Origin of the sequence: Janthinobacterium sp. 75 (genome assembly GCF_004365495.1) — a bacterium.
In the GTDB taxonomy this organism is placed as follows: domain Bacteria; phylum Pseudomonadota; class Gammaproteobacteria; order Burkholderiales; family Burkholderiaceae_D; genus Janthinobacterium.
The window spans coordinates 5,188,265-5,214,252 of sequence record NZ_SORD01000001.1 but is presented as its reverse complement, the minus strand read 5'-3'; the positions used below and the strand labels follow the sequence as shown (position 1 = coordinate 5,214,252).

The 25,988-nt window shown below is 59.7% G+C and carries 27 protein-coding genes and 1 tRNA gene; 7 read left to right on the top strand and 21 right to left on the bottom strand.

The features are described 5' to 3' along the window. From C8C89_RS23770 to C8C89_RS23760, 3 genes are all read left to right on the top strand, one after another. Positions 1-2,055, top strand: coding sequence for an EAL domain-containing protein (locus C8C89_RS23770; protein WP_133992934.1), 2,055 nt, complete (start codon positions 1-3; stop codon positions 2,053-2,055). 94 nt (positions 2,056-2,149) lie between these two features. After that, positions 2,150-2,239: transfer RNA gene (locus C8C89_RS23765), tRNA-Ser, on the top strand. Between the two features lie 194 nt (positions 2,240-2,433). Further along, positions 2,434-3,615: an integrase arm-type DNA-binding domain-containing protein gene (locus C8C89_RS23760; protein WP_166674839.1), complete on the top strand. Its 1,182-nt coding sequence runs from the start codon at positions 2,434-2,436 to the stop codon at positions 3,613-3,615. 730 nt (positions 3,616-4,345) lie between these two features. On the opposite strand, the gene C8C89_RS23750 is transcribed toward C8C89_RS23760, so the two are convergent. From C8C89_RS23750 to C8C89_RS23720, 8 genes are all read right to left on the bottom strand, one after another. Then, the gene (locus C8C89_RS23750; protein WP_133992930.1) at positions 4,346-4,753 is read right to left on the bottom strand and encodes a hypothetical protein; all 408 of its coding nucleotides are present in this window, start codon (positions 4,751-4,753) and stop codon (positions 4,346-4,348) included. Next, positions 4,747-4,899, bottom strand: a complete 153-nt coding sequence (locus C8C89_RS27100) for a hypothetical protein (RefSeq protein ID WP_166674838.1) — start codon at positions 4,897-4,899, stop codon at positions 4,747-4,749. Before C8C89_RS27100 ends, C8C89_RS23750 begins: the two co-directional genes overlap by 7 nt. Then, positions 4,896-6,734 carry a replication endonuclease gene (locus C8C89_RS23745; RefSeq protein WP_133992928.1) on the bottom strand — a complete coding sequence of 613 codons (1,839 nt, stop codon included), beginning with the start codon at positions 6,732-6,734 and terminating at the stop codon, positions 4,896-4,898. Before C8C89_RS23745 ends, C8C89_RS27100 begins: the two co-directional genes overlap by 4 nt. Continuing rightward, the gene (locus C8C89_RS23740) at positions 6,724-7,101 is read right to left on the bottom strand and encodes a hypothetical protein (RefSeq protein ID WP_133992926.1); all 378 of its coding nucleotides are present in this window, start codon (positions 7,099-7,101) and stop codon (positions 6,724-6,726) included. Before C8C89_RS23740 ends, C8C89_RS23745 begins: the two co-directional genes overlap by 11 nt. A gap of 101 nt (positions 7,102-7,202) precedes the next feature. Continuing rightward, a complete protein-coding gene (locus C8C89_RS23735) occupies positions 7,203-7,598 on the bottom strand; it encodes a hypothetical protein (protein WP_133992924.1) in 396 nt (131 codons plus the stop codon). Positions 7,599-7,718: 120 nt separating this feature from the next. Then, on the bottom strand, positions 7,719-7,982 hold the full coding sequence (locus tag C8C89_RS23730; protein ID WP_133992923.1) for an ogr/Delta-like zinc finger family protein: 264 nt from the start codon (positions 7,980-7,982) through the stop codon (positions 7,719-7,721). Next, complete coding sequence (locus C8C89_RS23725) at positions 7,979-8,167, bottom strand: hypothetical protein (RefSeq protein ID WP_035825591.1); 189 nt, start codon at positions 8,165-8,167, stop codon at positions 7,979-7,981. The genes C8C89_RS23730 and C8C89_RS23725 overlap by 4 nt, the downstream gene beginning before the upstream one ends. Positions 8,168-8,204: 37 nt before the next feature. After that, on the bottom strand, positions 8,205-8,408 hold the full coding sequence (locus C8C89_RS23720) for a hypothetical protein (RefSeq protein WP_035820909.1): 204 nt from the start codon (positions 8,406-8,408) through the stop codon (positions 8,205-8,207). A 294-nt stretch (positions 8,409-8,702) separates the two neighbouring features. Between C8C89_RS23720 and C8C89_RS23710 the strand changes: the two genes are divergently transcribed. The 4 genes from C8C89_RS23710 (at position 8,703) to C8C89_RS23695 (ending at position 12,236) form a co-directional block, all read left to right on the top strand. Continuing rightward, positions 8,703-9,149 carry a helix-turn-helix transcriptional regulator gene (locus tag C8C89_RS23710; protein WP_133992918.1) on the top strand — a complete coding sequence of 149 codons (447 nt, stop codon included), beginning with the start codon at positions 8,703-8,705 and terminating at the stop codon, positions 9,147-9,149. Positions 9,150-9,525: 376 nt separating this feature from the next. Continuing rightward, positions 9,526-9,762 carry a hypothetical protein gene (locus tag C8C89_RS23705; protein ID WP_133992916.1) on the top strand — a complete coding sequence of 79 codons (237 nt, stop codon included), beginning with the start codon at positions 9,526-9,528 and terminating at the stop codon, positions 9,760-9,762. A gap of 178 nt (positions 9,763-9,940) precedes the next feature. Continuing rightward, positions 9,941-11,395: an AAA family ATPase gene (locus tag C8C89_RS23700; RefSeq protein ID WP_133992914.1), complete on the top strand. Its 1,455-nt coding sequence runs from the start codon at positions 9,941-9,943 to the stop codon at positions 11,393-11,395. After that, positions 11,388-12,236 carry an HNH endonuclease signature motif containing protein gene (locus C8C89_RS23695; RefSeq protein WP_133992912.1) on the top strand — a complete coding sequence of 283 codons (849 nt, stop codon included), beginning with the start codon at positions 11,388-11,390 and terminating at the stop codon, positions 12,234-12,236. Before C8C89_RS23700 ends, C8C89_RS23695 begins: the two co-directional genes overlap by 8 nt. 733 nt (positions 12,237-12,969) lie before the next feature. Here the strand turns inward: C8C89_RS23695 and C8C89_RS23690 are convergent. The 13 genes from C8C89_RS23690 to C8C89_RS23630 all read right to left on the bottom strand — a co-directional run bounded on the left by C8C89_RS23690 (position 12,970) and on the right by C8C89_RS23630 (position 25,980). Continuing rightward, entirely contained in the window at positions 12,970-14,205 is a 1,236-nt protein-coding gene (locus tag C8C89_RS23690; protein WP_133992910.1) for a phage late control D family protein, read from the bottom strand. Next, positions 14,202-14,810, bottom strand: coding sequence for a phage tail protein (locus tag C8C89_RS23685; RefSeq protein ID WP_034785845.1), 609 nt, complete (start codon positions 14,808-14,810; stop codon positions 14,202-14,204). Before C8C89_RS23685 ends, C8C89_RS23690 begins: the two co-directional genes overlap by 4 nt. 14 nt (positions 14,811-14,824) lie before the next feature. Continuing rightward, positions 14,825-17,728 carry a phage tail protein gene (locus C8C89_RS23680; RefSeq protein ID WP_166674836.1) on the bottom strand — a complete coding sequence of 968 codons (2,904 nt, stop codon included), beginning with the start codon at positions 17,726-17,728 and terminating at the stop codon, positions 14,825-14,827. Then, complete coding sequence (locus C8C89_RS23675) at positions 17,729-17,842, bottom strand: GpE family phage tail protein (RefSeq protein WP_133992906.1); 114 nt, start codon at positions 17,840-17,842, stop codon at positions 17,729-17,731. Positions 17,843-17,850: 8 nt separating this feature from the next. Next, entirely contained in the window at positions 17,851-18,159 is a 309-nt protein-coding gene (locus C8C89_RS23670; protein ID WP_133992904.1) for a phage tail assembly protein, read from the bottom strand. Positions 18,160-18,199: 40 nt separating this feature from the next. Beyond that, positions 18,200-18,709, bottom strand: a complete 510-nt coding sequence (locus tag C8C89_RS23665) for a phage major tail tube protein (protein WP_034745845.1) — start codon at positions 18,707-18,709, stop codon at positions 18,200-18,202. A 53-nt stretch (positions 18,710-18,762) separates the two neighbouring features. After that, positions 18,763-19,938 carry a phage tail sheath protein gene (locus tag C8C89_RS23660; RefSeq protein ID WP_133992902.1) on the bottom strand — a complete coding sequence of 392 codons (1,176 nt, stop codon included), beginning with the start codon at positions 19,936-19,938 and terminating at the stop codon, positions 18,763-18,765. 129 nt (positions 19,939-20,067) lie between these two features. Continuing rightward, complete coding sequence (locus tag C8C89_RS23655; RefSeq protein ID WP_133992900.1) at positions 20,068-20,637, bottom strand: hypothetical protein; 570 nt, start codon at positions 20,635-20,637, stop codon at positions 20,068-20,070. Between the two features lie 115 nt (positions 20,638-20,752). Next, positions 20,753-23,281, bottom strand: a complete 2,529-nt coding sequence (locus tag C8C89_RS23650) for a hypothetical protein (RefSeq protein ID WP_133992898.1) — start codon at positions 23,279-23,281, stop codon at positions 20,753-20,755. 12 nt (positions 23,282-23,293) lie between these two features. Beyond that, positions 23,294-23,653: a hypothetical protein gene (locus C8C89_RS23645; RefSeq protein WP_133992896.1), complete on the bottom strand. Its 360-nt coding sequence runs from the start codon at positions 23,651-23,653 to the stop codon at positions 23,294-23,296. Then, positions 23,650-24,759 carry a phage tail protein I gene (locus C8C89_RS23640; protein ID WP_133992895.1) on the bottom strand — a complete coding sequence of 370 codons (1,110 nt, stop codon included), beginning with the start codon at positions 24,757-24,759 and terminating at the stop codon, positions 23,650-23,652. The genes C8C89_RS23645 and C8C89_RS23640 overlap by 4 nt, the downstream gene beginning before the upstream one ends. Continuing rightward, positions 24,752-25,648, bottom strand: a complete 897-nt coding sequence (locus C8C89_RS23635) for a baseplate J/gp47 family protein (RefSeq protein ID WP_133992893.1) — start codon at positions 25,646-25,648, stop codon at positions 24,752-24,754. Before C8C89_RS23635 ends, C8C89_RS23640 begins: the two co-directional genes overlap by 8 nt. Further along, complete coding sequence (locus C8C89_RS23630; RefSeq protein ID WP_347876601.1) at positions 25,645-25,980, bottom strand: GPW/gp25 family protein; 336 nt, start codon at positions 25,978-25,980, stop codon at positions 25,645-25,647. Before C8C89_RS23630 ends, C8C89_RS23635 begins: the two co-directional genes overlap by 4 nt. Positions 25,981-25,988 lie beyond the last annotated feature (8 nt).

The window sequence follows — 25,988 nt, the reverse complement described above, 5'->3', positions numbered from 1 at the left end:
ATGACCTTGCTGCCGGTGTCGGATTACCTTGGTGACAGCGCCGCCCTGTGCGATGCCGTCGTGCGTTTGCGCGGCCCCGCGCTGGTAGCTGAACTGGGCCGTATCGCCAGCGCCGTGATGGCCAGCCCGCATGGCCAGTTCCTGCCCTCAGTCAGCGCCGATGGCGCCACGTCAGCAACGCTGCCCGCGCCTTTCCCACGCGATACGCCCGCCTTGCTGCAGGAAATCAGTTTCGACGGCCACTGCTTCGGCCATTACAGCGTGGCGGGACGCAGCCTGTACAACGACGCCGACCGCCGCCACCTGGCCAGCCTGGCTTCGTTGACGGCCGGCGTGCTGCAGGTGCATTCGCTGGCGCAACGCTCGACCCATGCTTTTGCGCAAGTCGAAGCCTTGCTGGCGCAGCAGACCCAAATTCTCGACCAGTTACACGAATCCGTGCTGACGATGGACTTGACGGGCTACATCACCAGCTGGAACAAGGGCGCCGAGCGCCTGTTCGGCTACACCTCGGTGGAAGCCGTGGGGCGCAACATCCTGTTCCTGTACGACGATGAAGACACGGCTTTCCACGACGCCTTCCTGGAGCAGGGAGGCCGCCTGATGGAGGTGCGCCGCCGAAAGAAGTCGGGCGAGATTTTCTGGGCCAGCCTGTCCTTGTCTCCGCTGCAGGACATGGACGACAAGCCCATCGGACTCATCGCCTACCTGACGGACATCACGGAACGCAAACTGGCCGAGGAGCGCCTGCACCACCTGGCCTATTACGACCCGCTGACCAGCCTGCCCAACCGCACCTTGCTGGCCAAGCTGGTCGACCAGGCCCTCAGTGTGGCGCAGCGCAGCAAGATGCTCGGCTGCGTGCTGTTCATCGATCTGAACCGCTTCAAACTGATCAACGACACCCTGGGCCGGCGCATCGGCGACGAACTGCTGCGCCAGGTCTCCTTGCGTTTTCGCAAGGTATTGCGCGATCAGGACCTGGTGGCGCGCCTGGGCGGTGACGAGTTTGCCGTTGGTCTGTTCGACATCGGCCAGCATTTCGAAGCCAGTATGGTGGCGCAAAAGCTGCTGGCCTCCCTGGTGCAACCGTTCCTGATCGAAGGCCACGACTTGCGCGTGGGCGCCAGCATCGGCATCAGTGTGTATCCGCAAGACGGGCATGACGCGGAAACCTTGCTGCGCCTGGCCGACATCGCCATGTATCGCGCCAAGCAGGACAGCGGCGGCGAAGCGGAAAGCGTGGCCTTCTACAGCCAGGACATGAATGTGGGCATGCAGGCGCGCATGCGCCTGGAAACTGGCTTGCGCCAGGCATTGTCGGAACAGCAACTGTTGCTGCACTACCAGCCGAAGTACGCTTTGGGCAGCGGCCGCATCATCGGCGCCGAAGCCCTGGTGCGCTGGCACCACCCGCAGCACGGCATGATTCCGCCCGCTGAGTTCATTCCCCTGGCCGAATCGACGGGCCTGGTGGTGCAAGTGGGCGAATGGGTGCTGGAAGCGGCCTGCGCCCAGGCGCAGGCGTGGAAGCTGGCCGGCCTGCCGCCCATTCGCCTGGCCGTCAATGTGTCCGCGCGCGAATTCACTTCGGCCCTGCCCGCCAGAGTGGCGGCCACGCTGGCCCGCTACGGCCTGGAAGCGGCGTGGCTGGAACTGGAAATCACGGAAAGCACGCTGATGCACAATATCGAGCGCGTGATCGGCATCATGGACCGCATCACGGCCTTGGGCGTGGCCTTGTCGCTGGACGACTTCGGCACCGGTTATTCAAGCTTGTCCTACCTCAAACGCTTCCCCATCGACACCTTGAAAATCGACCGATCGTTTACCACCGGCATCCCCACCGACGCCAGCGACTGCGCCATCGCCAGCACCATCATCAGCATCGCGCAGCAGTTGCATCACAAGGTGATCGCCGAAGGCGTGGAAACGGCCGAGCAGCTGGCCTTCCTGAAGAGTTCGGGCTGTGACGAAGTGCAAGGTTATTTGTTCTCGCGCCCGTTGCCGGCGGCGGAGTTCGAGAAGGCACTGCGGGAAAACTGGGGCCTGTAGTTCATGCTTGTTGGCTCTTTCCTGTCAGAAGAATGAGTTGCGACAGTGCCAGCCATTGGTAAGCCACGGACCTTTATGTATAATGCTGCCATCAGGAAGCGTGGCCGAGTGGTTGAAGGCACTAGTCTTGAAAACTAGCGACGGGTTAAACTGTTCGTGAGTTCGAATCTCACCGCTTCCGCCAAGTACATAAAAAATTCGTGAGTATACTCAACCTATATTCAGCCGAATTTCATTGAAAATCAACGACTTAGCTTGATTTTCAGCCTTCCGAATCGCAGATTCGGTGGTATCCATAAAGGCTCTCGCAGAATGACGCGTAGGCTAAATTGTAGGTATCATGCGGTTTTTCTCAGAACCGTACCTACAGGATATCGCATGGCCATCAATACCCTTACCGACGCAGACTGCCGCCGCGCAACGCCGAATGACGGCAAGCTGCGCAAGCTCTTCGATGGCCATGGCCTGATGCTGGCAGTCCTGCCAAGCGGAAACAAGGTTTGGCGCATGGCCTATCGTAACGACGAGGGCAAGCAGCAAACTGCCGTGATCGGCCCGTATCCCCTGATTGGCCTCAAGGAAGCCCGCGAGCGCCGGGACGTTTTGCGGTTGAAACTGATCGACGGGGAAGACCTCAAGCCCAAGCGCAAGACAAGCAGCCCATCCATTGCACTTGATGCCGCCATCGATACCTACTGGGCCGGGCGCACGGACATCAGCGCCGGCTACAAGGCAAATGCACTGCGCGCGCTGGCCATGTATATCTCGCCGACGTTGGGCGCGAAAACTGTGCGTGAAATTACCAAGGAAGACTTGATGGCCGCGCTGCGTCCGATGGATGCCGCCGGCCTGTCCGTGTACGTCCGGCGCGTGCGCATGTGGGTGGGCCAGGTACTCGACTGGTCCATTCAGCACGGCCACTGCGAAGAGAACCCCGCATCGAACATCAATTCGAAGGTCGCTTTTTCACGCAAGCCGCGCGAAGGTTTCGCCGCCCTGGCATTGGCCGAGGTGCATCCGTTCATGGAGCGCCTGGACCTGGAAGATGAAATTCAGTCTGTGCTGGCCTGCAAGCTGCTGGCGTTGACGTGGACGCGCACGGACGAGTTGCGGCGCATGACCTGGGCGGAAGTGGAGGGCGATGTCTGGCGGATACCGGGCAAGCGCATGAAGAAGGGCCGCGAGCACTTGGTGCCGCTGTCTTCGCAGGCGCTGGAACTGCTGGCTGAAATGAAGCTGCGTTCGCGGGGCAGCATCTACGTTTTCCCGAACGACCGGGGCGGCAGCCGCCCCATGAGTGAAAACGCGATTCTTTACCTCATTCACCGTATCGGCTTCAAAGGCAAGATGACAGGCCACGGATGGCGCAAGGTCGGTTCCACCTGGGCCAACGAGCATGACTACAACTCGGATCACGTCGAGGTGCAGCTCGCGCACAAGGACGGCGGCGTGCGCGGAGTCTACAACTCGGCGGAATACCTGAAGCAGCGCCGGGTGATGCTTCAGGCCTTCGCTGACTGGCTGCTAAAGCAGCCTGATCCCAGCGGCTTGGAGCGTTGATAGGCGCCATCCCAGCGTGCGCTGGGTGATGGCAACGTCCGCTGGAGGCAGTTTGTTCTCCTTCACCCATCTGCGTAGCGTTTCCGAGGTGACGCCCAGCATTTTGTACAAGTCCTGTCGATAGATAATTCGGTCTTCATTCATCAGTTTTTTCCTTTCGTTGGTTGATTGCTTTGATGTTGGTCGAGCTGATTCTTCATGAACTCCATTTTTCTGTGAGCCACTTCCTGCTGCTCCCAGCCATGTGGGCGCCCCGCTTCACGTTGCTGCGTGCGCAGGTGATTTACGTGCCATACTTGCCCAGTTGGCGCACCGTACTTGCCTTATAGCAAGCGCTGCGTTTGCGAATCAGCGAGTAGACGGGGGCCGTCTGGTTTGCTAGGTGGTGGCTAGTAATTTGGGCGGGGTTTTCGATCACATTAAAATTGAATTTTTGTTAATACATATGAGCACTAAAGCTGATTTGGTTTGTTTGGCTTACAAACGCCACATAATTGAAATTACAGTCTCTGTAGCTCCTCAATCACATTCTTGGAAAAGTTCGTACATTGTCGTCGACACCCGTATTTCCCAAATGCTGCTCGGACGATTTGATGAACGAAGTGACGCAATTAATGCCTCTTACCAATGTGCCAAGGACGCTATTGATAAGGAATTCTGTTGATGTCATGCCTGCCGCCTGGCTGTGTAAGGATTCACATCGTTGGTACGAGCGCTCATTTAGGCAACCCTAATTGGCAATTACCGCGCACTGTCCAGCTTTAGTGCTAACAGGCCGTACAGCTGCAAGGGGCACCGCGCGGAACGTTTCAGCACACTGGCGGTCTAGCTCAACCCAGGCGTGCAACTCCCCATTGCCCACGTCGCGGCGCAAGTCGTTGACGGTGCCGGCTTGGTAGCCTTCATCGCTGTCGAAACTCACACGATCGCCTACTGCAACAGTGCGTTCCTCGCATTTTTTCCTGACGAGCATGTCGAGGAGAGCCAACAACGCATCTACTTCGGCAATCATCTCAAGTTGCAGGGCGATTTTTACATCGTCGGAAGACCTCAATCCGGACAGATAGGCTTTGCGCTCTCTCAGCGCATTGCGGGCCTTATTGACCTGATAGTTGGACATTGTCAAAGTGCTCAGCATTGCGGTTTCCCTTTCAGTTTGGCTGTAACGCCACACAAGCCGAAGCGGTCGATGGCAGCGTCGATCACGTCGCCGCTGGATGCGGCAACCTCAAAAAAATCAAAGCGTTCGGTTTGCGTGCGAACAATCACGGCAAAGGTGCTCATGTGCCATTTCCTTCATGTGGTGGGTTGTCGGGGACGATCAGCCGGGGCCACGGGCAGGCGTTGACGGCCGCCCAGGCGGCAATCAGCGCTGTTTTTGCCTCGTCGGGCAGGTCAGGTATGGGCGCTGCCGGCGGCGTGGCCGGGGCAGGGCGGTCGGGGTGCGTACAGTTATTTACACGAGTCCGAGGAACGGCAACCCCAACAGCCACCCCGCGCCCGCCTGTGGCCTGTACCGGCGTCCACGTATGGCGCACGGACTTGAAGACCACGCCGATGAGGTCGCTGCAGCGCACGCCGTAGGGCGTGATGCGTTGTGTTTCGCCGTAGCGGCCGATGACGGTCTTTTCGTCCTTGGCCAGCGTGACGACTAGTTCCTTGCGCGGCACCAGGGCGCCGCCCTGGGCACGCAGGTATTCGGCCCAGCAGGCGCGCTTTTCGCCGTCGATCTTTTGCACGGCGTCCCAGGCGCGGCGCATGGCGGCCGGGGCTTCGTTGAGCATGCTTTCCTCGATGCGGCGCAGTTCGCGCCACACGGTGACTGGGGCGCCGCCCCATTGCTGGAATTGACGGATACCCCAGCACGCGGCCCAGGACTCGACGCGCGCCGATGGCGTCAGTTCGACATCGCCTTCGGTGTCGGCCGTGACGACATAGCCCTCTTTCGTCTTGTGTTCGGCCACGCCATCGATGTTCTTGGCCACGTACTTGGCGATGTAGCCGGCGGCGCTGCCCTTGGCCCAGTCGATGCGCTTGACGTCCAGGCGGCGCGCGAAGGCGCCCGGTTCGCCACGGTCCACGCGCCAGGCGTAGCGCTTCATGATGCGGATGGCGCGACCGGCCACGTCCTGCAGGTGGACCGTCTTGTATTTCGCGGTGGGGCGCACGAACAGCAGCAGATGCCAATGTGGACAGCCATCGTGATGCGGCTCGGCGATGCGAAAGCCATACAGGCCGATGCCCCGGCGCGCCAGTGCGGAACGGCACAGCGATGTCATCTTGCCCAGGTAAGCATTCGCCTCGCGCGGCGTCGAGCCATCAAATTTGCCGTTTGGCTTTCCGCTGTGCTGCATGGCGTGAAAGCGCGATGGGCACGTCCAGGTGATGAAAATGCCTTGGTCGCCGCACTCGCGGGCGATCTGCTCAAAGCCGTTGATGCGCAACATCAGTTCGCCGCGCCGGATGGCTTTATTCGCGGTCGTTTTCTCGGCCAGCTCGGCGATGCTGAATTGTTGGCCGTTTTCGTTCTGCACCAGGGTGGCCGCCAGCGCTGCCGCGTTGCGGCGGTTCTGCGCCAAGCGCGACAGCACGGCGTCATTGCTGGCGTAGGGTTCGCCGCGATAGTTCACGTAGCCCAGACGGATATTGCCCGCTTCAAAGGCGCGCTTGACCCGCTTGCGCAACTGGCGGCGCCACCAGCGGGCATCCACCAGGCGGGCGATGGTGTCGGTCATCGTGTCGAACTCGGGCAGCTCGATGCCGTACGAGGCGCATTCGTCTTCCATGATCTGCAGGGCGTGCGTATCGGACACAGCCATCCACAGCATCTTGGTCACGCCTGCCGCCGCGCGCTCGGCGGTGCTCACGATATCGGCATCGCTCTGTGACAGGTCCACGCCGGCCGGCACGTACTGTTCGGCGAACTCGCGCACAAAGCCGGTGGCGACTGACTCATAAATTTTGTACCAGGACGACCAGGCCATCTTGGCCAGGGCGGCCGTGATGACGCGGTTGCGCCATTTGTAGGGAATGCGGGCCAGCTCGGGCGCGAACTGGGCGGATCGCAAAAAGGCTTCGTGACGCTGTGGGGCAGGCAGCAGGATTTGTTTAGATTGCATTCAACAGTCTTTCGTACACACGGATTGCGGCAGAGGTGGCGGCGCGCAGCTCGATGCGCTCTTCCTCGGTAAATGAATGGATGGGTGATTCCCAGCGGTCGGCGTCCATGCCGGCGGCGATCAGCACGGAGCGGCGGGCGCCTCGCGGCGACAATCCCCAGGCCTGTGCGATAAATCGCGCCTCGCTAGCCCGCCGCTGTTCGACGGCGCGCAAGCTGGCCCGCTCGGCCAGGCTGGCTTTCGCCGCAGCAATGGCGGCCAGCGCCTCTGGCGCCCCTGGGGGAGTCGGCACGTCCCTGTCACGGGCGGCGAGGATGGCCGCCGCAGGCAGGAACGACAGGTGATTGTCGATAAGGGACGCCGGCATGGCTCAGTCCTTGATGGCGCCGATGGCCCGCAGCACGTCAGGGATGATGACGATCAGGAGCGACAGCAGCCAGATGCCGCAGGTTTTGAGCAAGCGCAGCATTACCGCTCTCCCGCCATATCGCCGCTGCATGGGATTTTTCCGTCCGCATGCGATACCAAGACAGTCAGGCCGATTCGCGCCTGGCGCGCGATCTCTGGATGGACCATGGCCGCATACTTGCCACCTGGGCAGCAGTCGACCGCTGGGGGGATTACATCGCCCACATGGCCGCATGCTTGGCAATAGCGAACAGCGTTGATTGCGCCTCTCAGACTGATGATGGCGAAATCTGCCATGGAGATTTCGCGCTGGACCCAAGTGCGATGCGATGACTCAACACATTGCTGTAAAAGCTCTTTGTCCTGCAAGCGCTGACGCCCAAGGGCGCATAATGCGGTCAGCACAGACTCATGCGATAAGGTGACGGTTTTGAGCATTTGAAGACCGTTTAACATCGAATTTCCTTATTTCAGGTTGAACGAATCCCGCACGCTCAAAAGGGAGCGCAGCAGGGCATAGCAAAAGAGGGGAGTTACAGCGGCCGGGTTACGGCGGCGCGAGGATCGGGATAGTCATCAGCAGCCCGCAGTCAGGTCCAGGGCCAGCTGGCTGGTGGCTGCCGCGCGCGCATGCTGGGACATCGGGATGCGGATATCCGGCTTGGGCATGGCAGACAGCGAGAGGGTGCGCAGTACTTCCAGGCCTGCCACGAAGGAGTGCCCGCATTCGGGGTTCTGGCACATGTAGGTGATTTCCTTGAACATGGCGGACATCGTGCGGCTTTTGACGGCGCGGACGGTGTTTTCGCAATGCGGGCAGGGCAGGCCGATGACTCTCATTTCAGCTTTCTTTCCACTTGGTACAGGGCGCGACCGCGACCCGTCATGTTTTTCGACTGTATGCGTAAGCGCGACTTGACGAGCCATTCAGCCGCCTGGTCGATACTTGCCAGCCCCTGGCGTTGGCGCACGAGTTCCAGCACCGCGCGCTCTTCGTCATTGAGGTGAATTTGATGGTCTGGCATTTTCTGTAACTTTAGAGTTGCTCAAAAGTGACTCGGTTTAAACGCTGCGACGCTGTACGCTGTCGATGGTGGCGTCATCCAAGGCGATCACGGCCAAGGCTTCACGCATCACGATCTGGCGCACCAGCACGGCAAGCTCTTCGCCTTGGTAGTTGGCGATCGAGGAAACAAGCTGGTGCTCATAGTCATCGAGGCGCAGCATGACGCGGTGGCTGCGGATACGTTTTGCATCGGGGTACATGACGTGGTCCTTAGTGGGTGGATTTGGATGCGAGTTCGCGCTTGTAGTCAGCGAGGCCGCGCAGGATCAGGAAGCGAAGAAACCAGGCTCTGGAGCGCTCAAGCTTCTTTGCGTGACCCTCGACCTCGTCTACCTCATCAGGGGTCAGGCGGACGCCGAGTGGTCGAGAAGTGACGCCCTTCGCAGTACGTCCGACTTTTGACAAATTATTCATAATGTTATGATCTGTAATCGCTACGGAATGGCGTAAATATATCACTCATTTGAGTGATTTGGAAAGGTATTTGTACTCAAATGAAGTATTTTTTTGATCGACTGAAGGAAGAACGCAAGCGCCTTGGCCTCAATCAGGATGAGTTTGCGGCCCTTGGTGGGGTAAAAAAGGGCGCCCAGTTCAACTATGAAAATGGCTCTCGCACGCCAGATTCTGACTATCTTGCTGCCGTTGCTGCGGCTGGGGTAGATGTGTTGTATTTGCTGACAGGGGAACATGCGCTCTCTGCATTGCCTGCGGATGAGCATGAATTGTTGACTGGCTATCGCAAACTGGATATTCGAGCGAAAGCGAGGGTTCTTGGTGTAGTTGAGGGAAGTGTTGAGCCTTCAGCCACCCCGCCATCCAGATCAGTTGAACGCAATACGCAAATGGTTTTCCACGGTAAAGTTGGCCAGCAAATCCATGGCGATATTACGGCACCCCAAACGATCAACGTTGGTCGCAAAAAAAAATCACCGACGTAAAACGGGGCGGAGTGGGCGGTTTTCGTTGCTAAAAAGTGCCTGCAGATGGAAAGTTGCGGCTCTTGCTCCATTGCTCTTTGCTTGCTGCTGGCCACAATACAGATGTGAAATGATGACCGCCGTTGTCAGCAAGTTCATCAGAAATTCCTGCTATTACGACGGGAGAGCTTATACCGTCGGTATCGTCATTGAGACGGCACAAGGTGTCAAGTGCCAGTGTGTTACTGCTGTTTCTGACGGTTTTCCGACCTGGGTGAGCGGGAACTGGAGTTAACTACTTTCGCTACGGCAGATGACAGTTTCGTGATCGACGGCAATTTCCTCCATCCGGAAGAAGCTGCTTTCCGAAATGATTATGTAATTATTTGGACGAAATATGAAATTCAAAGTTAGGGCGTTGTCTGTCAATTTGACTGTGGAACCACATACGTTTACTGAGGCGCGCGATGAAATTATCGACACAGAAAGCAATGCGATTTTCGATGCTTGTGTGTCGATTCGAGATGTCGAAATTGTCTATGAGGACTTTTGGAACTATCTGAATAGCGAGAATGAAATTCATGATGCATCATCAAAAGTAAAGGTCTTATCAGTGACCCCTATTGTTGCTTAGCGGCCAGAAGCAGTCATTCGCGTTGATGTGACAATGCGTGACTTTCCTCGCTTGGTAATTCGTTATGCTCATGGGCCGCTGGCGGCCAGAAGCAGGCGTTGGCGACAGTCCGAAATCGGACCACAGAATTATGTTCACAGGGATCTACCTATCCCGGACAAAACAATATGGAGAACTGATGCACTTTTACAAAGCAGATAATAACCGAAGCTGCAAACCCCCGCCGCGAGCGGTGCTTCCATGTATTGTATATACAGTAGACAACTGGGATGACTACCATTTTAAGACGCTCTATCACCTGTGCCTCGTCAAAAAGAATGGAAGCCATGAAATGTTGGGCTCAGTCAAGATCCTGCAGCGCGGTGAGCACAGCACGCAATTGCCGGAAGACTTTCCCGAGCTTCCCGACGAGTTTTTCAGCTTAGGTCAAGAGCCAGACTACTACAAAAATTTTCGACTGCATTTGCCCAAGTCGCATCGTGGCGTACTGGCGAAGCTCAACGATGTTGTTGTAAAGCCCCAGTTACTTGAAGAAGTCGAGACGAGTAGCGGGTTCAGGAACTCTCTAATTCGGTTCAACGATGCGAAAATCTGCTTGCGCGACGGCCTAGCTATTCTTGATGACGTTGAGCGTCAGAAGGGCTACTCATTTCAGTATAAGGGTAATATCCCAGGAGCCGAAACCGACGTAGCTATCGAAGTTGACCTAAATCCTGATGATTTAGTTCCAGGACGAATCCTTGCCATCATTGGACGCAATGGCGTCGGTAAGACTCAGTTCATGGCAAAGCTTGCACGAGACCTAGCAAGGACGCAGCGCGTATCCAAAGAGACAATAGACGAGATGGAGTCGGCCTTTAAGCCGGCTCGGCCGCTGTTCTCACGAGTGATCGCATTGTCGTTTAGTGCCTTTGACAGATTCCAGCGGCCGGAGCCTCAGAAGTTTTTTAGCTACATATATTGCGGCGTCCGAGACGATAGTGGCGGGCTATCTCGTCGCGCCCTCGAGAGTCGGCACGTTCAATACTTGAAACGAATCAAAGAACAAAATCGTGACGATATTTGGGAGTTTCATGTCTCCAAAGTGGTAGGCGTCTCCGAGAAGCTAGTGTCCATCGACCAAACAATCGAAGAACTGGAGGACGGTCAGACGCCTTCGATGAGTTCGGGACAGTCGATTCTTGCGTACTTCATCTCTGCCGCGATTGCATACCTGAAGGACGAGTCTTTGGTGCTGTTTGATGAACCCGAGATTCACCTACACCCAAATGCTGTAGCATTGTTGATGCAGACATTGCAGGCTTTGCTGGAGGCTTATAATTCATATGCGGTCATTGCCACGCACTCGCCCGTTGTCATACAGGAGGTGCCCCGCAAACGTGTTATCCGATTCGAGCGCGAAGGAAACATTACTAGCGCTCACTCATTGGCGGTAGAGTCCTTTGGTGAAAACATCGCCCAGCTTACTCGTCAGGTGTTCGAGACTGTCGAAATTCCTAACTTCTACAAGGCAACGTTCAAGGAACTTGCAAAAAAGAAAACCTTCAACGAGATTTCCGCACTTTTCGATGATCAACTGAGCCTGCATGCCACCGCATACTTGGCATCACTGTACGAGGACGGTAATGCATAAATTGCGCAGAGTGAAAGAAATTCCTAAAAAATTTCTGACACAAATTGTTGGCGGAAAGGCTGGGGATCGAGGTGTACGCCTAACTAAGATGCTTCCAGACATCGAGAAGCGATATGAGGTGCTGGAGGACGCGTTTACGATTGCAGACATAGGCGGCGTGGCAAAGGATACATGGACAAAGGTGCAGCGGGAGGACCTACTGCATTGCTACGAGAGTACCGCGCAAGCCTTAGAAGAGCTTAAGCGCCTGATCATGGAGCGGCAAAGCGAAGGCATCCGGGACTTCTGCCCATACTGCGGGATCGGAGCCCCCAGACAGTTTGACCACTATCTTCCGAAAGAGAAGTACCCTGAACTTAGTGTTCACGCCCATAACTTGGTCCCATGTTGCGGCACTTGCAACGGCAAGAAATCGGATATTTGGTTAGATGCCACGAATAATCGCGTCTTCGTCAATTTCTACTTGGACTCCCTGCCGACTGCACCAATGCTTAAACCCGACGTCAAGTGGGTCGTAAGAAAGGGGAAACGGGTTCCGACGGTGTCGTTCGAGCTCATCCGGCCCGCCGGCTTCAGTGTGGCCAAATTCAGTCTAATCGAGTCTCACTTTAAAAAGCTTGAATTGCTGAGCCGTTACAAGGATCAGTCACACACGGAATTCTCACTGCTCCGAGATGCTTCAATTGCTAGGGAGGCGAAGACCATTACCACTCTGCGAAAATTTTTGCAAAAATTCCTAGAACAGCGCGAACACACGCTTGGGCCGCTTAACTGGCGGATAGCTTTGTACAGGTCTCTAGTTTTGGATGTACCCTTCCTAACAGAATGCTTGAAGCCGTAAAATTCGCTTGAAAAATTTCTGTAGGTACTGCGTTCTTCAAAAAGGTGTCACAGGGGTAATGGTAGTGAAACCGAAGGCTGGCGATCAAAAAAGGGGAGCAGCGCTTAGCAGGTCCTACTCGGGAGCCAAGAGATCACAAGGCTCGGGGGTGGACGAATTAGCTGCTGCATACCGCATTGCACGTGGGGCGCCGGCCAGTCGTATGCCGGCAATCCGTGCTGTTCTGCGCGGCTACTTGGATGCCTCTGCGGCGATCATTGACGGGATTCCTGCGACGCGTCAGCGCGCGAAGGTTGACGGTTATTTAAGTCGCTTGCTTGAACTACGAGCCGGCTCATTGGCTCCGGGTGATTGGAAAATTGACGTTTTAGAATGGTTGCGGAACGAAAGTGACCCCTTGCAGTATCTGCGATCCAAGAAAATTCGTTAAGCTCACTGGGAGCACATCTCTTGAAGGCAACGTCAGCGCGGCTATGCTGAACTGGCTCCGCGCGCAGTGATAATACGACGATAAGTCGCGGGATATAATCGAACCGCGTGCTCATAAAATGCACCGATTTCGGCTACTGAAACGTACGAACCGGCAAACGGATGACTGGAAAGGATAGGTTGCGGCTCATGGCCGGATATCCAGGTTTTGTCGATTAAATATGCGGGGGAAAGCTGCCACTGAGCGGACATAATTGGCGCACGGTCATGTCGCTCCTGCATCGGCTACCGCTTGCGTAGGTTTTCACGTTGGCTCTTCGCTATTCTCGCGGATGATGTCCCGCACTTCCTCAATATGCTTCCACGCATGCAGGGCCGCCCGCTTGGCGGCCTGCTTGCTCTTGTAAACATGCTCCAACGTATTGAGAGTGCCTGTGGCCCCGGCCATTTCCTGTCCCGTCTTTTTCTTCTTCGCCGCTACGTCCTTCCATTTGGCCAGCACGCCCGTGATGCCTTCATCCGGGTCTTTTTCGTCCTCGCGCTCGGCCTCGACCGCTTCCGTCTTGGTTTCAAACTCCACTCGCGTGGTAAAACCGTTGCCGCCCAGGTTGTGCGTGACCTTGACCGATAGCCACTCGGTGGCGTTGATCTCGGGCTTGAAGCCTGTTACGGTCACGGGCGATTGCGGGAATACGGCCGGGTTGCCCAGGGCCAGGGACATTTCAAAGGTGGCCAGGCCGCGCAGGATGCGCTGCCATTCGGCCACGGCCGCCGCGCGCGCGTCCGTTTCGTTGGCGAAGGTGGTGCGCAGGCGCTTGCTGTTGCCGGGCACGCCCGCCACCACGCTGCGGCGGCGCGCGTAGCGCTCGTCGTGCCAGAAGGCGCGCACGCCCGTGTAGGCGTCGCTTTCGGCGCTATGGTAGCGGTGGCCGTCGCCCAAGGCGCGCGTGATGGGGATGACGGGCAGCGCCTTGCCGCTGGCGGTGCGGCTCTGGTTGATGGGGATGAAGAGCAGGGTGTCATTCTTGACGGTGGCCACCGCGTCGTATTTCCTGCCCAGTCGGCGCAGGAAGGCCGCATCGCTTTCGTGCGTCTGGTCGATGTGCTCGATGGCCGTATCGCGCAGGCGCGCCGACACGCCCGACGCCAGCTCATTGCGGAAGGCAATCGCCTCGATGATGGCGCCCAGGGTGGTCTTGTGAAAGCTGTGTTCCTGCTGCTGTTTGAAGGTGTCGATCAGGTTGGCCGACCTGGCGCGCAAGGTGATGGTGTCGGGCGCGCCGCTGTGCTCCACCTCGTCGACGGTGAACTTGCCCATATCCACCAGGCCGGACGCTTGCCAGCCCAGCGCCAGGGCGATCTGCGCGCCGCGCGGCGGCAGGGCCAGCTTGCCGTCGCTGTCGTCCAGGGAAATATCGAGCTGGTCGCTCTCGTCGCCACGGCACAGGGTCAAGGTCAGATTGATCAGCCGCGGCGAAACGATGGCCGTCAGATCCTTGTCCTCGATGCTGACCTTGAAGGCGGGGATATGCTCGCTCATTTGAACTTGTCCGCCGCGCTGCCGATGGCGCCGCTGATGCTGCCACCGATCTTGTCTTTCATTTCGCTGACCACGCCGCCGTATTTCGAGGTGATGCCGCCCACGACATTGCCGACCACGCTGCCCACTGCATTCTTGGCCGCGCCGGCGATGCTGCTGGTCATGCCGTCGATGCTGAGCATGTTTTTTAGGTCGCCGATGTCGCCCAGGCCCACCATGGCCAGCACGCCGTCGTCGTCGCGCTTGAGCGCAATCGAGAACTCGACGCGGCGCGCGCCGCCGCTGCCGTCCAGGATGCTGCGGCCTTCCGTCATGCTGGTGATGCGGTAGGAGCCGAGAATGCGGCCCGTGCCCTGGATCAGAATCCACGATTTACCCGTGTCGGCCATCATGCGCAGCGCATCGAGCGAGTACAGGGAGCCGGTCAGTTCCGGCGCCACCCAGCCCGACAGGGTAATGGTGTCGTCGCCGGGCCCTACGTACTGGTGCGCGTCGCGCAAGCCCACGCGGGCCGTGCTGGCGTGCTTCCATTCCGTTTGCCGCTGCAGCTCGTGATAGGCCAGCGTCGGCAGGCTGAACACGAACATTCCTAAAATCATCATCATGGTGCTGTTCTTTCTTAATCGTGGTCGCGCAGGGATGAGCGGATGCGCGCCGCCTTTTCGCGGTCGCGCTGCTCCATGGCCGCGTACACGGCGCGGGCGATGGCCTGCGGATCAGAACCGGCTTGCGCCTGGATCGTGATTTCGATCTTGTCGCCCTGGATCGTCATTCCGGCGCCAAACGTGCCCTGGGACAGCGGGGCGCGCGTGTCGAAGGCGCTGACGGGCAGGGCGGTGGCCGTGCCGATGGCAATGCCTGCGCCCAGTTGCGTCAGGCGCTGCGCCAGGCCGGAAACCTTGGCAATGGGCGCGCCCTCGCTACGGTCCAGGCCCACGGCCAGCCCCTGCATGGTGTAGTCGCCCAGCTGGGCAAACACGCGGCTCGGGCTGTGGATGCCCAGCTTTTCCTTGAACCAGGCAATGGTGCTTGAACCGGCATTGCTGATGGCGTCCTTGACGGCGCCCATGGAACCCGTGATGCCGTTGACCAGGCCGCGCAGGATGTTGGCGCCGAACTCGGTGAACTGGGCGGGCAGCTTGATGCCGAACCAGCTCATGACGCCCGCGAACGCCTGGTAAAACACGCCGACGGGTGACCAGTTGATAATCAGGGCGCTAATACCCGCCAGGCCGCTGCCACATGTCGCCTTGAGCTGCGACCACACGTCGGCAAAGAACGTCTTGACCGGCTCCCAGCATTGATAGATGACGTTCAAGCTACTTGTGATGCCGCTGGCCATACCGCGCAGCAGGCCGCTTCCAAAGTCGGTGAACGTGGCCGGCAGCGCGATGCCGAACCAGCCCAGCACGCCGGCGAAGGCGCGATAGAACATGCCCAGCGGCGACCAGTTGGCGATCAAGGTGCTGACGCCGCCGATGCCACCAGCAAACGCGGTCTTAATGTGCGACCAGATGCCGGAAAAGAAACCCTTGATCGGCTCCCAGTACTTATAGATCAGGTAGGCGGCGCCGGCGATGACAGTGATGGCGATGCCAATCGGGTTCATCAGAAGAGCGCGGCCCAGCCACAACACCGCCCGGCCCGCCCACATGAAGGCGCCACCCAGGCCGCGCAGGATGGGCGTGAGCACGCCGCCCGTCACGCCCATCTTGGCGAACATGACGTGCAGCATGGCATACGGGCCAATCAGGGCGGCAATGCCCAGCATCAGCGGGCCGAGCACCAGCAGCAGGCCGGCCAGCACGGCAAAGGCGGTAATCATGACCTTGGCCACGGTCGGGTTGCGCTCCATGAAGCCATTCAGCCGCGTGATAGCGGAAATCGCCATCTCCAGCCCTTGCGCATACAGCGGCAGGATTTTTTCGCCCATGGTCAGCTTGAGGTTGGCCAGCTTCGACTGCGCTTCCAATTCCTTGCCGGCGGCCGAGTCGCGGCCCAGCTTTTCCAGCCGGCCGATATCGGCGGCGCCACGGTTGAGCTTTTCGTTCTTGTGGATCTGCACGCGCTGCAAATACATCTGCGAATACAGGTTCGACGCCGTGCGATTGGAAAAGATGCTTCCGATGGCATCGAGCACCTGTTTCTTTTCCGTGATGCCCTTCTTGGCCAGTTGCGGCAACAGCACCTTTTCCATCCACTCAAACTGATTTTCGCGGAACAGCTCGGAACCCAGCAGCGCACCGGGATCGAGGAATGCAATTTGCCCGGCTTTATCTGGCGTGACCTTGCTTTTGTCGCCAATCAGGCCAAACTCGTCCAGCTTCCTGGCCGAGCGCTTCGTCGTGCGGCCCTGGTACAAGTTCTGGTAGGCACTCATGAGGGAGGTGCCGACGCGGTTACCGCTCATTTCCTGCACCAGCGGCTCCATCTGGTAGTAGAAGGCGTCATCTTTCAAGCCCTTGGCGGCGATGCCGCCCGTCTTGATCATATTCAACCATTCATTCGGGCCGACGCGCCCGCCCGTGGCGGTGATGACTTGCTGCACGATATTGGCCTGGGCTTCGAACTTTTCCTTGCTTTCCAGGCCGCCGCGCAGCTCGATCACCTTGAGCATGTCCATGAACTTGCGTTCGTTATCGGCCCCCTCGGCCTCGCCAAAGAAGGCGTGATTGGCAAACTTCATCTTGGCTAGCGTAGGGGCGACCATTTCCGCATGATGCACGTCGGCAAAGGCGCTCATGCCGTCGCGCATGAGCTGCAGGTTGTCGAGCTGGCTGGTGCCGTAGGTCTTCATGTTGCGCGCGAAGGCGACGGCCTCGGCTGACACTTTGTCGCCCAGGCCCAGGGCGTTGACGCGGCCCACTTCCGTTTGATAGTGCTTGGCCTCGTTCAGTCCCTTGACGACGGGCGCGCCAAGCACGGCGCCCGTGGCAGTTGCGCCAGCGCCGGCCATGGCCAGGTTGCCCGCCTTGTTGCGCAGCTTGTCGGCGTGTTGGGTGGCATTGGTGACGCGCTGCTGCTTGGCCGCCGCGTTGGCCAGCTTCTGCTGCTGCAGCGTCATGGTTTTGTTGGTGGCCTCGATTTCGCGGCGCAAGGTGCGCTCGTGGTTGGCCAGGTCTTTGGTGCCGATACCTGCGCCCGCTAGGCGCTCACGCATGACCTGCAGTTGCTGGGCCTGCTGCTGGCCTGCCGTCTTCAAGGCGCCGGCCGCTTTGACTGCGGCGTTAAATTCGCGCGTCATGGCGCGCGTGGGCGCCTCCGTCTGCTTCATCTTGACGGCCAGGCTGGCGACCTTCTGCTGGGCTGCTTCCAGCTTGGTGCGGGTCGCGTCCAGGCCGCCGTGCAGCTCGCGGAATTTGCTGATGTTCTTTTGCTGGGCGTTCAAGTCGCGCAGGCGGTCACTGGTGGCCTTCAATGCCTTGGCCGTCTCGCTGGAACCAGCCATAATCTTTTTCAGCGGGCCGGTGATCTTGTCCAGTGCCGCAAATACCACCTGTAGTTTCAAATCCCGACCAGCCATCTATTCCGCTCCGCTTCGTTGCCTGGCGCGTTCGCGCCAGGCCATCAGTTCATCAATCGTAAGATCGTCCATCGCTGCCGGCGTCCAGTGGAAGACGCCGGCAATGTCCGCCATGGCGTCTTCTACTTCGCCGGGGATACCGAAAGGCGATCTGCTTTGCTCGCCAAAAAACCGGCAACCTCGGCGCCCACCGCCAGCAGGTCGGCCGGGTCCATGTTGGCGATGTCGTGCGCCGTCAAGGTCGGCTCGGTGATGCGCGGCAGCACGATCTGCAGGGCCGACACGTTCAGGTTGGCCAGTTCGATCAGGGAAATGCCCCGCAGGGCGCCCGCCTTGGGCTTGCGCACGGTCAGCGAGGTAATGAGGCTGTCGCCACGTTTGATCGGTTCGTCCAGCTCGATGACGGCGCTGTTTTGGGTATCGTTGTTCATGGTGTTGTCCTTGTAGGGTAGTGGTGAATAAAAAAGCGGATTACAGGCCGCTGGCCTTGCGGATGGCCGCATTGGTATCGACGCCTCCGATGTTCTCGATGCCGCTCATGAAGTCCAGTTCGATGACGGTGGCGCCGTCGATCATCAGCTTGTAATAGCTGCAAGCCATGGTGTATTTGTGTGTGGTGTCGTCGCCCATCTTGGCGCCGCCCATATCGATTTCCTTGTAACGGCCGCGCACGACCACTTCGACGGCTGCCACGTTGCCGTCCTCGTCGTTCTGATAAGCCCCGGCAAAGCGCAGCATCACGGCCCCGTGCGCATGCGCGCCGTACTGCTTCAAGGCTTCGGCGATCAGACCGCCTGCGCTCCACTCCAGCGACAGCGCCTCGTTGCCGAAGTCCACCGACACGGGGCCGCTCATGCCGCCGGCGCGGTACTCTTCCATCTTGCGGCTCAGTTTCGGCAGGGTGACCTCGGGCACCATGCCCATGAACAGCACGCCGTTTTGAAACACGTTGAATTGTTTAAGTTTGTGGGGCATGCCCATAATTTCTCCAGTTATTCAGTGCGCCCGCGCGGGCGCGGGCAGGGTGGTGGTGCTTAGGCGGCGATACGCGAGGCGAAGTCGGCCAGGTAACGGTCGGTGATGCGTTGCTGGAAGCGCAGGTTTTCCAGCGGTGGCACGGGCGTGTAGTCGTAATCGATGGCCAGCTTGCCGTCTTTCAGCCCTGTCTTGTCGTTGTACTGCTCGTCATACCAGGCCTGGCCGTCGATGATGTAGCCCTGCAATTTCAGGTCGCGGAACTTGGCGTTGATGCTTTCCAGCAGGTCGCGCACCAGGGACGGATGCAAGGGCAGATCGACAAAGGCGAAATGCGCCTCGGCGATGGTGTCGGCCAGCACCTGGGCCGTGCGCGTGTAGCTTTCGAAATAGAAGAAGCCACCCGGCACCTCGCAGGTGCGCGAACCCCAGAAGCGGTAGCCGCCCATGTTAATCAGGGTGGTCACTTCCTTGGCGTTGAGCACGCCGGCGTCGGTGGCCGGGTCTTGCAGGTCGAAAAACACGTCCTTGGTGAGTCCGGTTGGGCCGTTGACGACCACGTTGGACAGCGTCTTGTGCCAGCCCGTTTCCTCGTCGATCTTGGCGCGCAGGCCCATGGCGTAGGCCACGGCGGAAATACTGGCCTCTTCGTCGGTGGCGGTATTCCAGTTCACAAAATCCGGCCAGATGATCATGACCTCGCGCTGGCCGAACTGGCCGCGATAGGTGGTGGCGGCGACCACGTTGCTGCAGCCATACGCGGAGGCGTACACGAAGCTGCGCAGTTGCTGCGCCACGCTGGCCAGGGCGTTGGTCACAGCCTGGGTGTCCAGGCCCGGCGCGCCCAGGATGCGCGGTTTCACGCCCAGCTTGCTTTGCGCGGCCAGCAAGGCTTTCACGCCCAGGTATTTGCCGTCCGGCGAGACGCCGCCCACCACATTGGTGGTGGTTTCCGCTTCTGTCTCTCCTTCTTCCACGCGCACGACGACGCACAAGGGCTTGGTCTGCGCGGCAATCGCCTCCAGCGCGCGGTACAGTGTGCCCGTCTTGCCTGCCTTGCCCATGGCGGCCAGCACGTTGGTGACGAGCACGGGCGTGTCGAGCGGGAAGGCGACCGGGTCGGCATCGTCGGCCGTGGCGATCAGGCCCAGCACGGCCGTGGAGACGGTGCGGATCGGGCGCGAACCCTCGTTGATTTCAATGACGCGCACGCCATGGTGGTAGTCGGTGGCCATTCATTTCTCCTGTGAGATGGTTTTTGTTGCGGGTAGTTGGATGCTTGTGTCATTTCATCTAAGGCCAGGCAACATAGGCAGATGGCACTGCGCACCCCAGTTGATGCGTGATCAATGCGGCGCGGTCCATCACCAGGCCACCTCGCTGACAGCTTCCGGCGTCTCTGCTTTTTCCAGTGCGGATTCCAGGAATTGCCGGCGCCCGATCGTTTGCCCGGAGACGGCCGCATAGGCCTCGGCCTTGATGCGTACCAGATTCGCCAGGTCGACGACTGAGATGCCGCGCACGGCCGCGATGGCGGTCAGCAGCGGGGTTGGTGCGTCGGCGTCGATGGCAAGCGCGGCCGCCTCGGCAACCTGCTGTGGCCAGCTTTTTACTTCCCCGTCTGGATAGGGGGCCGCGATAGATGCCAGAGCCTGCGCGCAGGATTGGTTGATCGCATCCATGCGCTCCGCCTTTGCTGCGGCCAACTGGGCTGCGGGATCTGCCGGCAGATCGAGCGTTCCGATCAGCTCCGTGTCAGCAGCAGCGCAGGCCGGGATGGTCGCCATGGCACCGGCAACGCGCACCGCCACAAAATATCCGCTGGCGATGTACTCGGCCGGCACCTTCCATGCCGTGACTGTGGCGGCGGTCGGCAGGCACGGCAATTCTTCCGAGTGCGCGCCTATGGTCAGGATGTGATTTTCAATTTTCATGTGTTGCGCTCCCTCTGGTGATGAAAAAATCATCGTTCTTTGCCGTGAGTACGAAAGCCTGGTTGACTGTGATGGTCTTTCGCCCACCACGTCATGATTCATGTTGCTTAACACATCACACCTTTGCCAAACGAGCTCCGATGCTCATGCCAGCACTCGACGCCACGCGGTTGCAGTTTACGCACCACAAACCCGCAGCGGCTGCGAAGTTCCAGTCGCCACCGACGACCGGGAAATACTCGCCATCAGAAAGTAAATATTGATAATCCGGTGCAGTAGCGGAAGTGTTATAGGTCGGCCCGGTATCGCCGATGAAGATGTCGTCAAAGTCGTAACCGGCGCCGGACCCGGTGATGAAGGTGGTCGGGTAGATCCCGCCCTCGGCCGCAGTGCGTTTTTTGCCGGTATTGCGCCACGTCCTGTTGCCGTCCTTGTCCCACAGGTTGACCACGCCATAGACGGTTTTCATACCGTCGAGCCATTGGTAGACGTTGCCCCACAAACCGGTGATGCCGCGATACGTGGCCGTGGCTACATCGGCTGCATCGACACGGGCCTCGTTGGCGGCACTGACGCGGCCCTGGCCGGTTTTGGTCTGGCTGTTCATCGTGGCATTTTCGACCAGGTACAGCCATTGGATCGCCGCAGCCTGATAGAACGACAGGGACATGAACCCGGCCACCCCTCGGGTATTGCGCGCCGCTGCGGCTGCGATGGCTTCGGTCAGGGTGATGGCGAGAACTGGCGACATGCCTGGCTTCGATTCCAGCATTGTCCCGCTCTTGCTGGCCTGATATTTTCCGTACCAGAATTGATCGATATCGGCGCCGAAGCTGCGGAATGCTGGGTGAATGGTGTAACCGGCAATCGGCTGGTCGGAAATCCAGCGGCCTTCCTTGCCGGCATTCGCGCCCGAGGCAATGATTGCGCGCTTACGGTAGAACTTGGGCACCTTGACCATAATCTGGCCGTCAATCGTGACGTCCTGAATACTGCCGAATACCGGGTGTGCATTGAAATAGGCCGCACTTGGGTTGGCTACAGTGTTGCCGTCTGCATCGATGTAGGCCCACGTCCCGCCGTCGCCACCACTGGCCAGCAGCACAACGCCGGCAATGTTGGCGTAGACCTGCTTGGTCGTGATCTTGATTTCGTTTGACCATTCCGACCAGCCCAGCGTCGAGCCTTTATGGCGGACGCGCAGGAAATACTGCTGCTGGCCAGCGGCCAGGATGCCGGCGGGGAGGGTGCGCGACAGCAGGTTGACCGTATCTTCCGCAGAATCCCAGGCCGGCGCCGTCCATACGCCGGCTGCGGTGCGTACCTGCCACTGACTGGCCGCGTGGGAGGAGGCGCCGCCGACCACGGCGAAGGCGCCGGTCTGCAGGATAGGCTGCTCACCGATGTCGATAGCATTGCTGGCCGGACTGACCAGGGTCGGGGATGCCACATAGGCGAACGTGGCTGCAGTGGTAAAGCTGGTGACGGCAGCCCAGTCGGACCAGAGTCCCGCAACGTCCTTAACGCGGGCGCGGATGTAGTAGATGGTGTTGGCGATCAGCACGCCGGCCGGCAATAGATATGACAGGCTGGCAGCGATTTCGCCGGAATCGTGCTGCAGTACCGCGAAACTGTTTGTTTTCGATACCTGGAATTGCACGCCTGCCTGCGCAGACCCGCCCGGGCTGGTGTAGCCGCCCACGGATAATGTCGGACGCTCGGCGATATTGATGGCCGCAGCGGCTGGCGTGGCCATGACCGGCGCCGCCGGGCGCATGGCCGGATTGGTGAAGCCGCCCAGGCCGGTGGCGGTCGACAGCGCAATGATGTGCTTGATCGTCACGCTTTCGACGCCGATGTCCATGCGCAGACTGCCGTCGCCGCGCATCGGGATTGCGTATTCATAATCGGCAAATCCGGGCGGGATGTCGCCGCCCTGTCGGCGCGACGACCACATGCGCTCAGTCCAGTTCGGCGTGTAGGCATCGATAAAGTACAGACGTGCCTCGGCACTGTTGAGGCTACGCCGTACCACGACAGCACCGCCATCCATGTCATTGCCGATGTTGATCGGCCGGCCCAGCCAAATGTCGCCTGGCCGCGCGGTCGCCTGCGCCTTGCCCACATGGTTCATCGAACAACGGCTCAGAACGCCGGTTCCCATCGTGCGCGGCAGGTCGGCGGCGATGCGGATTCTGTTCGGCGACAGGATGGCGGCGCATTTGATCAGAATAGAGCCAGCATCGTCGCTCAAGACGTAAAACTCATTGGCGCGCAGTTGCAGCGTGCTGGCGACGTCGACCGAATCATCGCCGGCAATGCCTTGCACCAGGGCGGTGTCGATGGCGTCGATCATGGTAAAACCCGGCGTCCACAGTTCGAACGCGATGCGGTTGTCACGGTATAGCCAGTCCAGCGTGACTGCGCGCTGCACGCTGGCGGAACTCGTTTCCTCCAGGCTGCCGATGCGGCCAGCGACTTCGGCCAGTTCTTCACCAGCGGCCGTGAGCGCTGATTTCAGGTAGGTATCATTGTTGATGAGCGTCTGATAATTCGGGTTCCAGGTGTCCGGGTGCTTTGGATCGGTGGTTTCCAGACGACGCACGCTGCCCGTAAATTCTGGGATGCCGGTAAGTTGGGTCATTGGTGCTCCTCTTTAATATTGGAAAACAAGTTCGATTTCAAGCTGGGTTTCTGGCTCCAGCTCTTTGGGCGTCAGTACGCGGCGCCCCATCAATGTGCCGTCCGCTGCAAACACGCCAACTTCGCGCAGCACATGTGCCCCGGCAGCAATGCCGGTCAGCACGCCGGCCACCGTCATTTGCACGCCATCCACGCTGTTGTTGGCCGCCACGCGGAAAAATTCTGATTCCATGGCGATGTCATCGAGGGTGTATGGCCTGGCGCCGGCGCCAAAGGCCACCCATGCCGCCTTGGGTAATGCGCCGCCGGCCGCTGCAGTCAATGCAACCTTGTGGCGATAGGCGTTTGTTGCCGCGATAGCGGTAGTGCTCATTGCAATGTCTCCGTGGTGATGAGGCTGCCGCGCCGCAAGGTGACGCGCGCAGAAAACCAGATGCCGTCCAGGCCCGGGATATCGCCCAGGAAGCCGACGCCATCGAGCGTGTCTTCCGGGCCGCCGATGGTGGGGTAATACAGCGTGCCGATGCCGTCAATGGCGCTCAGGCCATCGAGTAGCTCGCCGGTGAGCGGCGCGCCGTCCAGATAGCCCGAGCCGCCATCGAGGTAGCCATGATCGGCCCGGTTCCCGCCAGCAGCGGGCAGGGCGATGCGACTGCGCAGACGCTGCGTGTACCCCCATGCGCCGCCGTCCAATGGCTCTCCGGTCGCAGCCGTCCCGCTCAGGCTGTCGCTGCCGTCGAGTGCGCCAAGGCCATCCAGCAGGCTGGGAATGTGGTCCCCGTCGACCAGGCCGCAACCGTCCAGCGTGTCAAAGCCGGGCACGGGAAAGCGCCTGCAATGGTCCATTCGACCGGTAATGCGTGCCGTTGCCCTGGCAATGCGGATGGCTGCATTGAAATCGAAGCGTATGGCCGTCACCAGCGCGGTCAGATGGCTGCGGATGGGGGCGTATGCCCTGGCGACGCGGATGATTTCGCGCTGGCGGGTGCGTGACCATGGCCCCTCGGCCAGGTTGATCCGAATGGCATATTCTGCCCAGTGACGGGTAGTAAAACGGTAGGTGTAACCATCTGGCGCTGACAGGTCGGAACCGCCATCAAGTGCGCCGATGCCGTCCAGGACTTCGCCGCCGGCGGCGTGCCACGCCTGCGTCGTCTGGCTGTGCTCGATGGTTTCGGAGCCTGGATAGCCGATTTTTGCCAGGGCAGTTTCGACTGCCCATGGCGTGCCCTTGTAGCGGTGCAGCTCAAAGCTGTCTTTGATCAGGGCGCGCCGATCCTCTTCATTGAGGGCATACTCCCAGCCGTCGACGTGACGCTCCCACGCCAGCCACGGCAAGATATGGGGCGGACACTCAGCTGCCATCAATACGCTGCGCAGTACATCCGGGTTAGCCTTGGATTCCATAGCGCAGCTAAGCGCTGCTTCCAGGCGCGTGCGGTTTGGCGGCAATAGGGAATGGCGCAGCGGCTCAGACATCGGCTGCCCCCATGCTGATGGCGGCGCCGACGCAGCGCGCCGCCTGTGTCGGGCCGATGACGATGTCCGCCGTTGGCGCGATCAGTTCGACGCGCTTGACGCCCGGACGATGCAGCGCGGCATAGATGCCAGACAGCGTGATGTCTTCGCCGATCTTGGCCGTGCTATCAGCATAGGCGGACAGGGCAGCGATGGCGGCATCCAGTACCGGCCCCGATGCCGGACCCGGGTAGCAGTGGATGAGCGCCGTGACCGTGTAATCGATGATCTGTGCCGCCTGGACGATGACCGTGTCATTGAGCGGGCGGACCTTTTTTCCGGAAAGATGCCCTTGCACCGTCGCAATGAGGTCGGCGTCGGCCAGCATGCTGGCATCGGTAGACAGGATCGTAACCAGCACATCGCCCGGCAGCGGGCTGCTGATGGCGACATCGCGCACCTTGGCTGATGCGGACAGCGCCTGGAAAATGTAACTGCCTTCCGGCCCTGCCACGGTGGCCGATTCGGGCGCCATCTGCACGCGCAGGCGCAGGCGCTCGTCGCTTTCGTAGATGGCCGGTGTCGGTGGATTGGTAGCGGGGTTCGCGGCGCTGACCTGCAGCCGCGCAATGTTCAGTTCCGCTGCCTTGTGTTCCAGATCACTGCCCGTGCTGTACGCCAGCAAGAGCGCCCTTGCCGCATCGTTGACGCGAGCGCGCAGCAGCATTTCCCGATAGCTGCACACTTCGATCAGCTTGGTGATTGGCTCCGATTCCAGTTGCAGCACATCGGCCAGCTCGGGCATGCGCTCGATCAAGTCGGCCTGAATCTCCGTATTGATGCGCTCAAAGTCCAGCGTTTCAATCACGTCCGGGGGCGGCAGTTGTGACAGGTCGATGGCGATACTCATGGCGTGCCGCCCTGGCCGATGCCGACCGCAAGTTGTACAGATTGGCCATCGGCCACGCCGTCCAGGATCAGGGCGGCCGCGCCAGCCTCGTCTGCTTCCAACTGCAGGCCGGTCAGGCTGATGCGCGGCTCCCACAGCCGGATGGCGTAGGCGGTGGCGGCGTAGATGCGCAGCACCGTGGCGCTGTTCAAAGGCTGGTCCATCAGCTCCGGCACTTCCGAACCATAGCGGCGGCGCATCAAGCGCGAGCCGATAGGCGTGGTCAAAATGTCGGTGATCGACTGGCGGATATGGGCAATCCCGGACAGGGTGCGGCCAGTGCTAGCGTTCATGCCCAGCA

Coding starts and splice junctions, on each gene's coding strand:
- C8C89_RS23770 (WP_133992934.1), top strand. CDS start 1: ATGACCTTGCTGCCGGTGTCGGATTACCTTGGTGACAGCGCCGCCCTG.
- C8C89_RS23760 (WP_166674839.1), top strand. CDS start 2,434: ATGGCCATCAATACCCTTACCGACGCAGACTGCCGCCGCGCAACGCCG.
- C8C89_RS23750 (WP_133992930.1), bottom strand. CDS start 4,753: ATGCTGAGCACTTTGACAATGTCCAACTATCAGGTCAATAAGGCCCGC.
- C8C89_RS27100 (WP_166674838.1), bottom strand. CDS start 4,899: ATGAGCACCTTTGCCGTGATTGTTCGCACGCAAACCGAACGCTTTGAT.
- C8C89_RS23745 (WP_133992928.1), bottom strand. CDS start 6,734: ATGCAATCTAAACAAATCCTGCTGCCTGCCCCACAGCGTCACGAAGCC.
- C8C89_RS23740 (WP_133992926.1), bottom strand. CDS start 7,101: ATGCCGGCGTCCCTTATCGACAATCACCTGTCGTTCCTGCCTGCGGCG.
- C8C89_RS23735 (WP_133992924.1), bottom strand. CDS start 7,598: ATGTTAAACGGTCTTCAAATGCTCAAAACCGTCACCTTATCGCATGAG.
- C8C89_RS23730 (WP_133992923.1), bottom strand. CDS start 7,982: ATGAGAGTCATCGGCCTGCCCTGCCCGCATTGCGAAAACACCGTCCGC.
- C8C89_RS23725 (WP_035825591.1), bottom strand. CDS start 8,167: ATGCCAGACCATCAAATTCACCTCAATGACGAAGAGCGCGCGGTGCTG.
- C8C89_RS23720 (WP_035820909.1), bottom strand. CDS start 8,408: ATGTACCCCGATGCAAAACGTATCCGCAGCCACCGCGTCATGCTGCGC.
- C8C89_RS23710 (WP_133992918.1), top strand. CDS start 8,703: ATGAAGTATTTTTTTGATCGACTGAAGGAAGAACGCAAGCGCCTTGGC.
- C8C89_RS23705 (WP_133992916.1), top strand. CDS start 9,526: ATGAAATTCAAAGTTAGGGCGTTGTCTGTCAATTTGACTGTGGAACCA.
- C8C89_RS23700 (WP_133992914.1), top strand. CDS start 9,941: ATGCACTTTTACAAAGCAGATAATAACCGAAGCTGCAAACCCCCGCCG.
- C8C89_RS23695 (WP_133992912.1), top strand. CDS start 11,388: ATGCATAAATTGCGCAGAGTGAAAGAAATTCCTAAAAAATTTCTGACA.
- C8C89_RS23690 (WP_133992910.1), bottom strand. CDS start 14,205: ATGAGCGAGCATATCCCCGCCTTCAAGGTCAGCATCGAGGACAAGGAT.
- C8C89_RS23685 (WP_034785845.1), bottom strand. CDS start 14,810: ATGATGATGATTTTAGGAATGTTCGTGTTCAGCCTGCCGACGCTGGCC.
- C8C89_RS23680 (WP_166674836.1), bottom strand. CDS start 17,728: ATGGCTGGTCGGGATTTGAAACTACAGGTGGTATTTGCGGCACTGGAC.
- C8C89_RS23675 (WP_133992906.1), bottom strand. CDS start 17,842: ATGGCGGACATTGCCGGCGTCTTCCACTGGACGCCGGCAGCGATGGAC.
- C8C89_RS23670 (WP_133992904.1), bottom strand. CDS start 18,159: ATGAACAACGATACCCAAAACAGCGCCGTCATCGAGCTGGACGAACCG.
- C8C89_RS23665 (WP_034745845.1), bottom strand. CDS start 18,709: ATGGGCATGCCCCACAAACTTAAACAATTCAACGTGTTTCAAAACGGC.
- C8C89_RS23660 (WP_133992902.1), bottom strand. CDS start 19,938: ATGGCCACCGACTACCACCATGGCGTGCGCGTCATTGAAATCAACGAG.
- C8C89_RS23655 (WP_133992900.1), bottom strand. CDS start 20,637: ATGAAAATTGAAAATCACATCCTGACCATAGGCGCGCACTCGGAAGAA.
- C8C89_RS23650 (WP_133992898.1), bottom strand. CDS start 23,281: ATGACCCAACTTACCGGCATCCCAGAATTTACGGGCAGCGTGCGTCGT.
- C8C89_RS23645 (WP_133992896.1), bottom strand. CDS start 23,653: ATGAGCACTACCGCTATCGCGGCAACAAACGCCTATCGCCACAAGGTT.
- C8C89_RS23640 (WP_133992895.1), bottom strand. CDS start 24,759: ATGTCTGAGCCGCTGCGCCATTCCCTATTGCCGCCAAACCGCACGCGC.
- C8C89_RS23635 (WP_133992893.1), bottom strand. CDS start 25,648: ATGAGTATCGCCATCGACCTGTCACAACTGCCGCCCCCGGACGTGATT.
- C8C89_RS23630 (WP_347876601.1), bottom strand. CDS start 25,980: ATGAACGCTAGCACTGGCCGCACCCTGTCCGGGATTGCCCATATCCGC.